Raw genomic sequence first — 14,345 nt, forward strand, 5'->3', positions numbered from 1 at the left:
GCTCAGCCGTCGCGCCACATGCGGGTCTCGACGCCGCCGCGCCACACGCGCGACACGAGCGGGACGCCCGGCCGGTACGCGAGGTGCACCGGGTCGGGGGCGTCGAGCAGTGCCAGGTCGGCGCGCGCACCGACCTCGATCCGGCCGACGTCCGTGCGGCGGAGCGCCGCGGCGCCACCCGCGGTGGCGGCGCGGATCGCCTCGCCCGGGGTCGCGCCCATGTCGCGCACCGCCAGAGCGATGCAGAAGGGCAGGCTGGTGGTGAAGCTCGACCCGGGATTGCAGTCCGAGGCCAGCGCCCACGTCACGCCGGCGTCGCGCAGGCGGTCGACCCGCGGATACGGCTGGCGGGTGGAGAACTCCGCGCCGGGCACGAACGTCGCGACAGTGTCCGAGCCCGCGAGGGCGTCGACGTCCTCGTCGGACAGGAAAGTGCAATGGTCGATGCTGGCCGCGCCCAGCTCGACGCCGAGCGCCGCCGCGCCGGACCGCGTCAGCTGGTTCGCGTGGAGCCGCAACCCGAGCCCGGCGTCGCGTCCCGCGGTGAGGATCCGCCGGGTCTCGTCGACATCGAACGCCCCCTCCTCGCAGAACGCGTCGATCCAGCGCGCGAGGGGCGCCGCGGCCTCGAGCATCGGCCCCGCGACCAGGTCGACGTAGTCGCCGCGGCGGTCGGCCATCTCGGGCGCGACCACGTGCGCTCCCAGGAACGTCACCTCGTCAGTGAAGCGCGCCGCGACCTCGAGCAGCCGGCGCTCGGTGGCGACGTCGAGGCCGTAGCCCGACTTGATCTCGACCGTGGTGGTGCCCTGGCGCAGCGCCTCGTCGAGGAGGTGCCGGGTGCGCGCGGTGAGCTCCTCCGCGGAGGCGGCGCGCGTGGCCGCGACCGTGGAGCGGATGCCGCCCGCGGTGTACGGCGCGCCGGACATGCGGGCGTCGAACTCGGCGGCGCGGTCGCCGCCGAACACGGCGTGGGTGTGGGAGTCGACGAAGCCGGGGATCATCGCGGCGCCGCCCGCGTCCGTGCGGAGGTCCGCGGCGGGCGCGTCGGCGGCCGCTCCCACCCATGCGACCCGGCCCGCGTCGATGACGACGGCGGCGTCGCGGCGCAGGCCCAAGGCACCCTCGCCGTCGCCCATGGTCGCGAGGACGCCGATGTTGACGATCGCCTCAGCGGGCATGGGCGGGCTCCCGGCGCAGCAGGGCGTCGACCGCGAGGCGACGCCGGTCGGACGATGCGTGGTGGACTCCGCGCACGACCGTGCCGAGGACGTCGGCCGCCGTGGCGGTGAGGGCCAGCGCGTGCGGGTCGGAGCCGGCGGTGCGGGCAGACGCGGCGTCGAGCAGGGCCAGGTCGCACGGGCGTCCCACGGCCGGCGCTTGGCGGGTGGCGCCGACCGGCGTGAGCGCGGCATGCCCGTCGGAGGTGCCGGCGCGCCAGATCTGCTCGGGGGTGAGCACGCCGCGCCTGCCCGAGACCAGCCGCGCCCCGCCCTCGAGGCGTCGGAGCTCGTCGAACGGGTCGATCACCACGTTCTGGTCGGACCCGACCGTGAGCCGGGCGCCGGCGGCGGCGAGGTCGGCGGCCCGGCCCAGGCCGTCGCCGAGGTCGGCTTCGGTGGTCGGGCACATCGACACGGAGACGCTCGCCGCGCCGAGCGTCGCGACGTCGCCGTCCGTCAGGTGCGTCGCGTGCACCACGGTGGTGCGGGCGTCGAGCACGCCGGCGCGGTCGAGCAGCACCGTCGGGGTGAGCCCGGTCGCCGCGCGGCACTCGGCGTTCTCCGCGGGCTGCTCGGACAGGTGGACATGGAGAGGGATGTCGGTCGGGAGGCCCGCCACCGCGGCCGCCAGGCGGTCCGGGTCGATCGCGCGCACCGAGTGGAGCGCGGCGCCGAGCGTCACCTCGGGGTGGGTGACGGCCAGGTCCGCGCGCAGCGCGTCCCAGCGGTCGTGCCAGCGCTCGACGGTGCCGTCGGTGAAGCGCCGCTGCGCCCCCGTGACCTCAGTGCCGAAGCCGCCGCGCAGGTACACCGTGTCCAGCAGGGTGAGGCGGATGCCGGCCGCGGAGGCGGCGTCGGCGAGCGCCCGCTCCATCGCGTGACCCGGGTAGGGGGTGCCGTCGGGCGCGTGGTGGAGGTAGTGGAACTCGCCCACCGCGGCGTAGCCCGCCGCGACCATCTCGGCGTACGCCGCCGTCGCGGCCGCGCGCAGCCCGTCGGGATCCAGCGTCCCCGCGACGGCGTACATGGCCTCGCGCCAGCGCCAGAAGTCGCCGCCGTCCGCGTGGGTGCGGCCGCGCAGCAGCCGGTGGAACGCGTGGCTGTGGGTGTTCGCGAAGGCGGGTGCGGCGACCTCGACGGCCATATCGGCGGGCGCGCTCGCGGCGTCGGGCCCGATCGCCGTGACCACGCCCGCGCCGTCGAGCTCGATCCGGACGTCGCTCAGCAGGCGGTCCGGGAGCACGAGCGTGCCGATCGCGATCCTCACGTCAGCGCCCTCAACGCGTCGGCGAGAGCGTCCACGCCCGCACGGATGTCCGCGTCTGAGGCGCACTCGAGCGGCGAGTGGGATACGCCGTCGGGGTTGCGCACGAACATCATCGCGGTGGGCAGGTGCGCCGCCAGGATGCCGGCGTCGTGACCAGCACCGGTGGGGATCCGGGGAACGCCGCCCAGCGCCGAGTCCACGAGGTCGGTGAGCGTGGCGTCGAACTCGACGCGCGTGCTGAAGGACTCCTCGGCGACGGCGACCTCGCATCCCTCCTCGCGCGCGACAGCCTCCGCGTCGGACAGGATGCGCGCGACCAGGTCGTGCACGTCAGCGTCGTGCTCCGCACGGGCGTCGAGCCACAGCCGGACCTCGGACGCGATCGCATTCGAGCCGCCGGGCACGACCTGGAGCTTGCCGACCGTCGCGCGCGCACGGGTCGCGGGGTTCGCGCCCGCGGCGCGGTTGCGCGCCGCCCGGATCACGGCGGCGGCGACCAGCATCGGGTCCCGGCGGGAGCCGAGCTCGGTGGCGCCGGCGTGGTCACCACGGCCGGTGACGGTCACCCGCCAACGGCCGTGGGCGAGGATGCCTGTCGCGACGCCGACCGGCACGCCCAGCGGCGCGAGCTGGCGGCCCTGCTCGACGTGCAGCTCCAGGTAGAGCGCGAGGTCAGCGAGGCGGGCGTCGTCGCGGCCGATCGCTTCGGGGTCCAGACCCGCGGAGGCCAGCACCTCCGCGACCGAGGCGCCCGACCCGTCGGTCAACGCACGCACGCGGTGCGTGTCGATGTCACCGGCGAGCAGCTGCGACCCCAGGCACGGCACGCCGAAGCGGGCGCCCTCCTCCTCCGCGAAGTTCGCGATCCGGACGGGCCGGGAGGGAGCGTGGCCCTCCGCCATGAGCCGCGACACCGCGGCGAGCGCCGAGACCACGCCGAGCGGCCCGTCGAGCGGCCCGCCGCCGGGCACCGAGTCGAGGTGCGAGCCGGTGCCCACGGCGGGCCCGGTCGCACCGTCGGGCGCCCAGGTCGCCCACTGGTTGGCGTTCGCGTCGGTCTCCACCGCGAGGCCCAGGGCGGCGGCCGTCCGCGCGAACCAGGCGCGCATCTCGCCGTCCGCCTCGTCCAGGAGATGCCGCGACCAGCCGCCCCGAGCATCGTCGCGGCCGATGCAGGCGAGCTCGGCGAGCGCCGCGACGGCGTCCAGCGTCGCCGGCGCCACGGGTGCCTCGACGGGCGTCATCACGCCTCCATCATGGGCACGCGCAGCCCGCGCTCGCGGGCGACGTCCTTCGCGTGCGCGTAGCCCGCGTCGACGTGGCGCATGACGCCGGTGCCCGGATCGTTGACCAGGACGCGGGCGATCTTCTCGGCCGCCAGGTCGGTGCCGTCGGCGACGATCACCTGGCCCGCGTGGATGGACCGGCCGATGCCGACGCCGCCGCCGTGGTGGAGCGACACCCACGTGGCGCCGGACGCGGTGTTGAGCAGCGCGTTGAGCAGCGGCCAGTCGGCGATCGCGTCCGAGCCGTCCTTCATGCCCTCGGTCTCGCGGTAGGGCGACGCGACCGAGCCGGAGTCGAGGTGGTCGCGGCCGATCACGATCGGGGCGGAGAGCTCCCCGCTCGCCACCATCTCGTTGAACTTCAGGCCGGCGAGGTGACGCTCCTGGTAGCCCAGCCAGCAGATGCGCGCGGGCAGGCCCTCGAAGTGGACCTTCTCCCCGGCGGCGGTGAGCCACCGGTGGAGCGACTCGTGCTCGGGGAACAGCTCCATGAGCGCCTTGTCGGTCCTCGCGATGTCCTCCGGGTCGCCCGAGAGCGCGGCCCAGCGGAACGGGCCGCGACCCTCCTCGAACTGCGGGCGGATGTACGCCGGCACGAAGCCCGGGAAGTCGAAGGCACGGTCGTAGCCGCCCAGCCTCGCCTCGGCCCGGATCGAGTTGCCGTAGTCGAACACGTCCGCGCCCGCGTCCTTGAAGCCCACCATGGCCTCGACGTGCGCGGCCATCGCGGCGCGAGCGTCCCGGGTGAAGCCCTCGGGGTCGGCCTCGGAGCGGGCGTGCCACTCCTCGACGGTGTACCCGAGGGGCAGGTAGCTCAGGGGGTCGTGCGCGGAGGTCTGGTCGGTGACCAGGTCGATGGGCACACCGCGGCGCAGCAGCTCGGGGAACACCTCGGCGGCGTTGCCCACCACCCCCACGGAGAGGGCGCGGCCCTCGGCCTTCGCCGCCAGGGCCTGTGCCACCGCATCGTCCAGGTCCGTGGCGACCACGTCGAGGTAGCCGTGCTCGACGCGGCGGGTCAGCCGCGACGCGTCGACGTCGACGATCAGGCAGGCGCCCTCGTTGAGGGTGACGGCGAGCGGCTGGGCGCCGCCCATGCCGCCGGCGCCGCCGGTCAGCGTGAGAGTGCCCCGCAGGGAGGCGGTGCGCGGGTCGCGGCCCTCGCGCGCGGCGCGCTGGCGTGCGGCCGCGGCGAAGGTCTCGTACGTGCCCTGGAGGATGCCCTGGGTGCCGATGTAGATCCACGAGCCGGCCGTCATCTGGCCGTACATCATCAGGCCCTCCGCCTCGAGGCGGCGGAACTCGGGCCACGTCGCCCAGTCGCCCACCAGGTTGGAGTTCGCGATCAGCACGCGGGGCGCCCACTCGTGGGTGCGGAACACGCCCACCGGCTTGCCGGACTGGACCAGGAGGGTCTCGTCGGGCTCGAGGTCGCGGAGGGTCGCGACGATCGCGTCGTACGCCTCCCAGCTGCGCGCGGCGCGGCCGGTGCCGCCGTAGACGACCAGGTCCTCGGGCCGCTCCGCGACCTCCGGGTCGAGGTTGTTCATGAGCATGCGCAGCGGCGCCTCGGTCTGCCAGGACTTGCAGGTGAGCTCGGTGCCGCGCGCGGCGCGGACCGTGCGGCGGGTCTCGGTGGCGGTCATGATGTCTCCTTCGGGGGTCAGGCGAGGGGGCCGACGACGGACTCGACCGCGGCCCGGACCTCGCCGGTGCGCACGGCCGCGGCGGCGGCGTCGATGTCGGGGGCGAGGAAGCGGTCCGGTCCGGGGGCGGCGTGATCGCCGAGGGACGATGCGGCGGCCCCCGTGGCGGGGGAGGGCGCGAGGGGCGCGCGCAGCGACTGCGCGCGTGCGGCGGTCATCGCCTCGATGCCGAGGACGCGCGCGAGGCCGTCGATCGCCGTGCGCAGCTTGCGTGCGGCGTGCCAGCCCATCGACACGTGGTCCTCCTGCATCGCCGAGCTCGGGATGGAGTCGACCGACGCGGGCACGGCGAGGCGCTTGAGCTCGGACACGATCCCGGCCGCCGTGTACTGCGCGATCATCAGGCCGGAGTCGACGCCGACCTCGTGGGCGAGGAACGGCGGGAGGCCGTGGCTGCGCGCGGGGTCGAGCATGCGGTCGATGCGGCGCTCGGACATGCTCGCGAGGTCCGCGACCGCGATCGCGAGGAAGTCGAGCACGTAGGCGACCGGCGCGCCGTGAAAGCTGCCGTTCGACTCGACGCGGCCGTCGAGGGTCACCACGGGGTTGTCGACGGCGGCGGCGAGCTCGTGGCCGGCGACCTCGCGGGCGTGGGCCATGGTGGCGCGGACGGCGCCGGCGACCTGCGGGGCGCAGCGCAGCGAGTAGGCGTCCTGCACGCGGGTGCAGTCCGCGGTGCGGTGGCTGGCGACGATGCCCGAGCCGGCGAGGACGCGGCGCATGTTCTCCGCGGCGGCGCCGATCCCGGGGTGGGGGCGCAGCGCCTGCAGGTCGGGCGCGAAGGGGGAGTCGGACCCGAGCAGCGCCTCGACGCTCATCGCCGCCGTGATGTCCGCGGTGCCGACGAGCGTCTCGAGGTCGGTCAGCGCGAGCGCGAGCTGGCCGAGCATGCCGTCGGTGCCGTTGATGAGGGCGAGGCCCTCCTTCTCCTCGAGGACCAGGGGCGCGATGCCGGCCGCGGCGAGGGCGTCGCGGGAGGTACGGCGCGCGCCGTCGCGGTCGCGCACCGGGCCCTCGCCGATCGCGGCGAGGGCGACGTGCGACAGCGGAGCGAGGTCACCCGAGCAGCCGAGCGAGCCGTACTCGTGGACCACGGGCGTGATCCCGGCGTTGAGGATCGCGGCGTAGGTCTCCGCGACCACGGGGCGGGCGCCGGTGCGGCCGGTGAGCAGCGTCGACAGGCGCAGGAGCATGAGCGCGCGCACCACCTCGCGCTCGACCTCGGGGCCGGAGCCGGCGGCGTGCGAGCGGACCAGGCTGAGCTGGAGCTGCGCGCGGCGCTCGCGGTCGATGAAGGTGGTGGCGAGCGCGCCGAAGCCGGTCGAGACGCCGTAGTGCGGCGCCGGGTCCGCGGCGAGCGCGTCGACCACGGCGCGCGAGTCGCGCATGGCGGCGAGGGACGCGGGGGTGAGCGAGACGGGTGCGTCGTGCCGGGCGACCGCGACCACGTCGCCGATCGTGAGGGCCTCGAGGCCGACGCGGACCGGTGCGAGCGTGCTGAGGAGGGTCATGCCTTCATGGAACTGCGGCCGGGTCCGGCGCGGGGCGCCCGCCCCGGAGAATCTGTCTCACATGTGAGACAGTGGCGCCATGGACGGTTCCTCGGCCTCGCGCCCGGCGCCGTCCCCCGCCCTCGATCAAGGCCTGCGGATCCTCGCCCACCTCGCGACGCAGCGCGGCCCGGTCGCGGCGAGCGCGATCGCGGGTGCGCTCGACCTGCCGCGGTCGACCGTCTACCGGCTGCTCGGGGTCATGGCCGAGCGGGGCTTCGTGGTCCACCTCGCGGAGCAGCGCCTCTACGGACTCGGGCTGGTCGCCTACGAGCTCAGCTCGGGGTTCGCGCGCCAGCAGCCGCTCGCGCGCCTGGGCGCGCCGGTGCTCGGCGGGCTGGTCGACCGGGCGGGGGAGTCGGGGCACCTGGCGGTGCTGCACGGGACGGACGTGGTGTACATCGTCGAGGAGCGGGCGCCGCGGCGGCCCACCCTGGTCACGGACGTGGGGGTGCGCCTCCCGGCGCTCGCGACCGCCACCGGGAGGGCGATCCTGGCGGCGCTGCCCGACGCGCAGCGGCGCGCGGTGTTCCCCGGGCGTGCGGCCTTCGAGGCCGTGCCGGAGGGCTCGCCGCGGTCGCCGGCCGAGCTCAGGGAGCTGGTGCGCCTGACGCGCGAGCGGGGCTTCGCCGAGGAGGACGGGTCGGTCACGCCCGGGCTCGCGTCCGTCGCGGTGGCGGTGCGCGACCACACCGGATGGCCGGTCGCGGCGATCGCGGTCACCTTCCCCTCCGAGCGCGATCCGGCGTCGCGCGAGGCCCTGGTGGGAGAGGTCGCGCGCGCGGCCACGGAGCTCGAACGGCGCGTCGGCGGCGCGCGGCGCTGAAGCGGCGCCCGCATCGTCCCACCCACCCCCTCGCATCGTCCCGCCCACCCACCCGGCGCGCTGCGGGGATGTGAGTGCCGCTCCTGCCCGATCCGCGCGCGCTGCGGGGAAGTCCGCGACGCTCAGTTCCCCGCAGGAGGCTGCAACTCCGCGAAGGCGACGCTCAGTTCCCCGCAGGGGGATGGGGGGAGGCGGGGGAGGGGCGGGAGGCGACGCCACGTACCCTTGTCGGGTGCGTGTCCTGGCAGCCCTGTCCGGCGGAGTCGACTCCGCCGTCGCCGCCGCGCGCGCCAAGGACGCCGGCCACGACGTGGTCGGGGTGCACATGGCGCTGTCGCGGTCGCGCGCCGAGCACCGCGAGGGGTCCCGCGGATGCTGCTCGATCGAGGACGCGAACGACGCCCGCCGCGCCGCGGACAGGCTGGGCATCCCGTACTACGTGTGGGACCTGTCCGACGAGTTCCACGACACGGTGGTGAGCGACTTCCTGGCCGAGTACCAGGCCGGACGCACCCCGAACCCCTGCGTGCGCTGCAACGAGCACATCAAGTTCGACACCCTGCTCGAGCGCGGCCTGGCGCTCGGCTTCGACGCCGTGTGCACCGGCCACTACGCGCGCATCGACCTGCGCGAGGACGGCGCGCGCGAGCTGCATCGCGCCGCCGACGCCGCGAAGGACCAGTCCTACGTGCTGGCCGTGATGGGGCCCGAGCGGCTCGCGCGGGCGATGTTCCCCCTCGGCACCGTGGCCTCGAAGGCGGAGGTGCGGGCGGAGGCGGTCGCGCGCGGCCTCGGCGTCTCGAACAAGCCGGACTCCTACGACATCTGCTTCGTCGCCGACGGCGACACCAAGGGCTTCCTCACCCGCGCCCTGGGGGAGCGACCGGGCGAGATCGTCGACGAGACGGGCGCGGTGGTCGGCGCGCACGAGGGCGCCTACGCCTTCACGGTGGGCCAGCGCAAGGGCCTGCGGCTGCCGCGCCCGGCCGCGGACGGCGCGCCGCGCTACGTCACCGGCATCGACACCGCGCGCAACGTCGTCACCGTGGGCCCGGAGACGCTGCTGAGCGTGCGCGAGCTGGTCGGCGAGGACGTCGTGTGGCTTGCGCCCGACGTGCCGTGCACGTCGGCGACGGCGGTCGAGGTGCAGGTGCGCGCCCACGGCGCGCCCGTCGCCGGGGTCGCGACGCGGGACGATGCCCGGGTCACGGTCGCGCTCGAGGAGCCGATGCGCGGGGTCGCCGCGGGCCAGTCGCTGGTGCTCTACCGGGGCTCTCGGGTCCTCGGCCAGGCGACCATCGCGCGCTGACCCTCAGCCGGCGTACGGCTCGAGGTCGGGCGACTGGACGTGCATGACCTCGCCCCAGGCGTCGGGCTCGCACGCCCCGGGGATGATCATGGCGGAGGTCGGCGGCCCCCAGCCGCCGCCGGCGCTCACGGGGTCGCCGAGCGCGTAGTCGCGGCCGGCGTAGGTCAGGACCCGGCTGTCCGCGTCCCAGCTGGTGAGCGACCGTGAGAAGACCGGCACCGTGATGAGCCCGTCGGTCTCGCCCGCGCCGACGATGCAGAGGCAGCCGTCGATGAGCTCGAGCGTCCCCTCCATGAGCGCCGAGTCGCCACCGTCGGCGGGATCCCAGTCGTACCGCGCGACGGGGGAGTCGTCCGCGTCGAGGTCGCCGACGTCGTGCGCCGACCCGCACGACGCTAGGGCCACGAACGCGAGAGCCAGCCCGAGACCAGGGGCGATGCGTCGGTGCGTCATGCCCGCATCGTCCCCGGCGGTTGGCGCTCCTGTCCACCCCCGCGGCCCGGACAGCCCGCGCGGAAATGGCGGCGACACGCCGTTCGAGGGGTCCGTGTGGGCTCTCGTCGGCGGTGTGTCGGAGCCGGATCCGTGCGCACTGTCCGGGCCGGGGGTGAGGCGCGGGAAGCGGGGACGCGCGATCGTAACGTTTCGGCAACGAAGTGGCGGCGCACGTGAGACGCGGTTTGACAGCGCATGCGGCCGGTCATACGGTGGTGCCGATTCGAGAGAGCGCTCTCTCAGGGAGAGCGCTCTCAGAGGGTCGGCCATCCATTTGACGGACACAAAGGAGTGAACGTGAGCGTCTCACGTAAGGCATCGCTGGGCATGGTCGCGGGCACCGCGGCCTTCGCTATCGCACTGACCGGCTGCGGCGGGTCGAGCAGCCCCGAGGGCAGCTCGTCGGCTGACGGCGACACCACCGGGGGTGAGCCGGTCACCCTGACCGTCGCCACCTTCAACGACTTCGGCTACACGGACGCGCTGCTCCAGGAGTACATGGACGCGAACCCGAACGTCACGGTGGTCCAGAACATCGCGGCGACGTCGAACGACGCCCGCACCAACTACTTCGCCAAGCTGGGCGCCGGCGGCCTCGCGGACGTCGAGGCGATCGAGGTCGACTGGCTCCCCGAGGTCATGCAGTATGCGGACCTGGTCGAGGACCTGTCGAGCGCGGACGTCGAGGGCCGCTGGCTCGACTGGAAGACCGAGGCCGCGACCGACCCCGATGGCCGCCTGATCGGCTACGGCACCGACATCGGCCCCGAGGCGATCTGCTACGACGCCGCCAAGTTCGAGGCCGCGGGCCTCCCGACGGACCCGGCCGAGGTCGCGTCGCTCCTCGAGGGCGACTGGGCGCACTACTTCGAGGTCGGCGAGCAGTACCAGGCCGGCGGCGGTGGCGCGTGGTTCGAGTCCGCCAACGCGACCTACCAGGGCATGATCAACCAGGTCGCCGCGGCCTACGAGGACCCGGACACCGGTGAGATCATCGCCACCGACAACGCCGAGGTCAAGGACCTGTTCATGCAGGTCACCGAGGCCGCGGGCGACCTGTCCGCGCACCTCCCGCAGTGGTCGGACGACTGGTTCGCCGGTCTCGCGCAGTCCGAGTTCGCCACCCTCCTGTGCCCGGGCTGGATGCTCGGCGTGGTCCAGGGTGCGGCCCCCGACACGACCACCTGGAACGTCGCGGACGTCTTCCCCGGCGGCGGCGGCAACTGGGGCGGCTCGTACCTGACCGTCCCGTCCTCGGGTGAGAACCTCGAGGAGGCCAAGAAGCTCGCCGCGTGGCTGACCGCCCCGGAGCAGCAGCTCAAGGCCCTCGCAGCCGCGGGCACGTTCCCGAGCCAGACCGACGCGCTGGCCGACCTGGACGCGATCAACGCCGCGTTCGCCTCGGGCGACTCGCCCACCAAGGCGGAGTACTTCAACACGGACTCGCTCGGCGACATCTTCTCCAGCCGTGCCGACGCCGTGTCGGTCGCCCCGTTCAAGGGGGAGTTCTACTTCCAGGTGAACGACATCATCCAGAACGCGCTCACCCGCGTCGAGGACGGTTCGCAGGACGCCACCACCTCGTGGGACCAGGCGGTCGCCGAGATCTCCGCGCTCGGCTGATGACCTGACCGGTCCGGGTCGCCTCCGCCACGGCGGGGGCGACCCGGACCGCGAGGCCGGCATCACGTCCTAGGAAGAAGAGACCCTCCTCATGACCACCACCCCTGTGCGGCGCGAGACCCGCTCGCTGACCGCGCGACAGCGGCTCGGCAGGCTCGACGTCAAGCTGTCGCCGTACCTCTACATCGCGCCGTTCTTCATCGTCTTCGGCATCGTCGGCATCTTCCCGATCCTCTACACGGCGTACATCTCGCTGCAGGACTGGGACCTGGTGCGCAACACCGGCGAGTACATCGGCTTCGAGCACTTCACGTGGGTGCTGCAGGATCGCGAGTTCTGGATCGCCCTGCGCAACACGTTCTCGATCTTCCTGCTGTCCTCGGTGCCGCAGATCCTGGTCGCGACCTTCATCGCCTACCAGCTCGACCACAACCTTCGCGCGAAGACCTTCTGGCGCATGGGCGTGCTGCTGCCCTACGTGGTGGCACCGGTGGCCGTGGCGCTGATCTTCTCCAACATGTTCGGCGACAAGTACGGCCTGGTGAACACGGTCCTGAACGACCTCGGCCTGAACAGCATCCTGTGGCATACGGACGTGATCCCCAGCCATATCGCGATCGCGACCATGGTCAACTTCCGCTGGACGGGCTACAACGCCCTGATCCTGCTCGCCGCGATGCAGGCCATCCCGCGCGACCTCTACGAGGCGGCGGCGATCGACGGCGCCAGCTCCCTCCGCCGGTTCTTCTCCGTCACGGTGCCGCAGATCCGGCCCACGCTGATCTTCGTGATCCTGACCTCGACCATCGGCGGCCTGCAGATCTTCGACGAGCCCCGCATGTACGACCAGACCGGCACCGGCGGCGCGAACAAGCAGTGGCTGACGCTGACGATGTACCTCTACAACACCGGCTGGGGCAAGTTCGACTTCGGCCGTGCCGCCGCGATCGCCTGGATCCTCTTCCTCATCATCGTGGCGTTCTCCCTGATCAACTTCTTCATCACCCGCCGGCTCGTCGCCGACGACGCGAGCGGAGGCAAGCGATGAGCACCGCGACCACCACCCCCACGCCGGTCACGGCGGAGCCCCACGCGCCCGCGCCCAAGCGTCGGTTCCGCTCGACCGCCATCACGTCGCGCCGGCCCGGCTGGTTCACCTACGGGTCGCTCGGCATCGTCCTCGTCGCCGCGATCTTCCCGTTCTACTGGTCCTTCCTGATCGGTTCGGGCGACCAGTCGACGATCTACCGCGACCTCACGTGGATCCCGGGCGGCAACTTCCTCGCCAACGCCGCGACCGTGATCGACAACCCCGCGATCAACTTCTGGAAGGCGCTGTCGAACTCGGTGATCGTCTCGACCACCACCGCGGTGTCGACCGTGGTGCTGTCGACGCTCGCCGGCTACGCGTTCGCGAAGCTCCGCTTCAAGGGCTCGGGCCCGCTGCTGGTCGCCGTGATCGCGACCATGGCGGTCCCCGTCCAGCTCGGCGTGGTGCCGCTGTACATCCTCATGCAGGAGTACGGATGGACCGGCCACCTGGGCGCGGTGATCGTGCCGGGCCTCATCACGGCCTTCGGCGTGTTCTGGATGACCCAGTACCTGCAGCAGTCGCTCCCGACCGAGCTGATCGAGGCGGCACGTGTCGACGGCTGCTCGATGATCCGCACGTTCTGGCATGTGGGCCTGCCCGCGGCGCGACCGGCGGCCTCGATGCTGTTCCTGTTCACGTTCGTGACCAGCTGGAACAACTTCTTCTGGCCGTTCATCGTGCTCGACCAGCAGAACCCGACGCTGCCCGTCGCGCTGTCGCTGCTGCAGGCGAACTACTTCGTCGACTACTCGCTGGTCCTCGCCGGCGTGCTGCTCGCGACGGTCCCGCTGATCCTGCTGTTCATCTTCACCGGACGGCAGCTGGTCTCGGGCATCATGCAGGGGGCCGTCAAGGGCTGACGGGCTCCTGCCCCACGAACCGTTTCCGCGCCATGGGGCCGTCTGGAACGATGGTCCCATGGCTGCGGGCAAGGGAACGAGTGACATGACGACGACGTCACGGGCTCACGCCCCCACGCTCGAGGCGGTCGCCGCGCGGGCGGGAGTCTCGCGCGCGACGGTCTCGCGCGTGGTCAACGGCTCGCCGACGGTCTCCGCGCCGATCGCCGAGGCCGTGCGGCAGGCCATCACGGAGCTCGGCTACGTGCCCAACCGCGCCGCGCGCTCGCTCGCGAGCCAGCGCGCGCAGGCGATCGCGCTGATCGTCCCCGAGGATGTCGGGCGGTTCTTCGGCGACCTGTTCATCTCGGACGTGGTGGCGGGCATCGACGAGCGGCTCGAGGACAGCGACTACGTGCTCAACCTCATGATCGCGAACCACGACCCGACCGGGAAGACGATGCGATACCTCGCGGGCGGCGCGGTGGACGGCGCGATCGTCGTGTCTCACCACACGAGCGACAAGTTCCTCGGCCGCCTGGTCGAGACTCTGCCCGTCGTGTTCTCCGGCCGCTCCACCATGGGGGACGACCAGGTCAACGTGGTCGACGTCGACAACCGCCACGGCGGATGGCTGGCGACGCGCCGCCTGATCGAGCGCGGCTGCCGGCGGATCGGCATCATCACCGGACCCTTGACGATGCAGGGCGCGACCGACCGCCTGGCCGGCTGGCGGGACGCGCTCGACGAGGCCGGGCTCGAGCCCGGCCCGGTCGCCGACGGCGACTTCACGATGGTGGGCGGGGTGCGCGCGATGCGCGAGATCCTCGACACCCATGGGCACGTCGACGGGATGTTCATCTCCTCGGACCTGATGGCCTCCGGCGCGATCCCGGTGCTGCTGTCGCGTGGTCTGCGGGTGCCGGAGGACGTCGCGGTGGTCGGCTTCGACGACAGCTCGGCGGCGACGAGCACGGCGGTGCAGCTCACCACCGTGCGACAGCCGTCCCGCGAGATGGGGCGGCTCATGGCGCAGATGCTGTTCGACGTGCTCGACGGCCGCATCGCGAGCCCGAACGAGCTGATCCTGCCGACCGAGCTCGTGGTGCGCGACTCCGCCTGAGCGCC

At 73.3% G+C, this 14,345-nt stretch carries 12 protein-coding genes; 6 read left to right on the plus strand and 6 right to left on the minus strand.

The features are described from left to right. Positions 1–2: 2 nt before the first annotated feature. The 5 genes from hutI to hutH are packed head-to-tail and all read right to left on the minus strand — an operon-like array spanning position 3 to position 6,993. On the minus strand, positions 3–1,181 hold the full coding sequence (hutI, locus tag QQX10_RS11985; protein ID WP_439710127.1) for an imidazolonepropionase: 1,179 nt from the start codon (positions 1,179–1,181) through the stop codon (positions 3–5). Continuing rightward, positions 1,171–2,490: a formimidoylglutamate deiminase gene (locus QQX10_RS11990; RefSeq protein ID WP_301121024.1), complete on the minus strand. Its 1,320-nt coding sequence runs from the start codon at positions 2,488–2,490 to the stop codon at positions 1,171–1,173. Before QQX10_RS11990 ends, hutI begins: the two co-directional genes overlap by 11 nt. Continuing rightward, positions 2,487–3,734 (minus strand): allantoate amidohydrolase, encoded by a 1,248-nt coding sequence (locus QQX10_RS11995; RefSeq protein ID WP_301121233.1) that lies wholly within the window; start codon positions 3,732–3,734, stop codon positions 2,487–2,489. Before QQX10_RS11995 ends, QQX10_RS11990 begins: the two co-directional genes overlap by 4 nt. Further along, positions 3,734–5,422, minus strand: coding sequence for a urocanate hydratase (gene hutU, locus QQX10_RS12000; protein ID WP_301121026.1), 1,689 nt, complete (start codon positions 5,420–5,422; stop codon positions 3,734–3,736). The genes QQX10_RS11995 and hutU overlap by 1 nt, the downstream gene beginning before the upstream one ends. Positions 5,423–5,439: 17 nt before the next feature. Continuing rightward, a complete protein-coding gene (hutH, locus tag QQX10_RS12005) occupies positions 5,440–6,993 on the minus strand; it encodes a histidine ammonia-lyase (protein ID WP_301121028.1) in 1,554 nt (517 codons plus the stop codon). A 79-nt stretch (positions 6,994–7,072) separates the two neighbouring features. Between hutH and QQX10_RS12010 the strand changes: the two genes are divergently transcribed. Next, a complete protein-coding gene (locus tag QQX10_RS12010; RefSeq protein WP_301121030.1) occupies positions 7,073–7,858 on the plus strand; it encodes an IclR family transcriptional regulator in 786 nt (261 codons plus the stop codon). 232 nt (positions 7,859–8,090) lie between these two features. Then, complete coding sequence (gene mnmA / locus QQX10_RS12015; protein ID WP_301121032.1) at positions 8,091–9,167, plus strand: tRNA 2-thiouridine(34) synthase MnmA; 1,077 nt, start codon at positions 8,091–8,093, stop codon at positions 9,165–9,167. A 3-nt stretch (positions 9,168–9,170) separates the two neighbouring features. Here the strand turns inward: mnmA and QQX10_RS12020 are convergent, their stop codons facing one another. Further along, entirely contained in the window at positions 9,171–9,620 is a 450-nt protein-coding gene (locus tag QQX10_RS12020; RefSeq protein ID WP_301121034.1) for a hypothetical protein, read from the minus strand. Positions 9,621–9,953: 333 nt separating this feature from the next. Between QQX10_RS12020 and QQX10_RS12025 the strand changes: the two genes are divergently transcribed. The 4 genes from QQX10_RS12025 (at position 9,954) to QQX10_RS12040 (ending at position 14,340) form a co-directional block, all read left to right on the plus strand. Then, a complete protein-coding gene (locus QQX10_RS12025) occupies positions 9,954–11,285 on the plus strand; it encodes an ABC transporter substrate-binding protein (protein WP_439710128.1) in 1,332 nt (443 codons plus the stop codon). A gap of 91 nt (positions 11,286–11,376) precedes the next feature. Next, complete coding sequence (locus tag QQX10_RS12030) at positions 11,377–12,333, plus strand: carbohydrate ABC transporter permease (RefSeq protein WP_301121036.1); 957 nt, start codon at positions 11,377–11,379, stop codon at positions 12,331–12,333. Next, positions 12,330–13,238, plus strand: coding sequence for a carbohydrate ABC transporter permease (locus tag QQX10_RS12035; protein WP_301121038.1), 909 nt, complete (start codon positions 12,330–12,332; stop codon positions 13,236–13,238). Before QQX10_RS12030 ends, QQX10_RS12035 begins: the two co-directional genes overlap by 4 nt. 85 nt (positions 13,239–13,323) lie before the next feature. Then, a complete protein-coding gene (locus tag QQX10_RS12040) occupies positions 13,324–14,340 on the plus strand; it encodes a LacI family DNA-binding transcriptional regulator (protein ID WP_301121040.1) in 1,017 nt (338 codons plus the stop codon). Positions 14,341–14,345 lie beyond the last annotated feature (5 nt).

Origin of the sequence: Demequina lignilytica (assembly GCF_030418305.1) — a bacterium.
Lineage (GTDB): Bacteria > Actinomycetota > Actinomycetes > Actinomycetales > Demequinaceae > Demequina > Demequina lignilytica.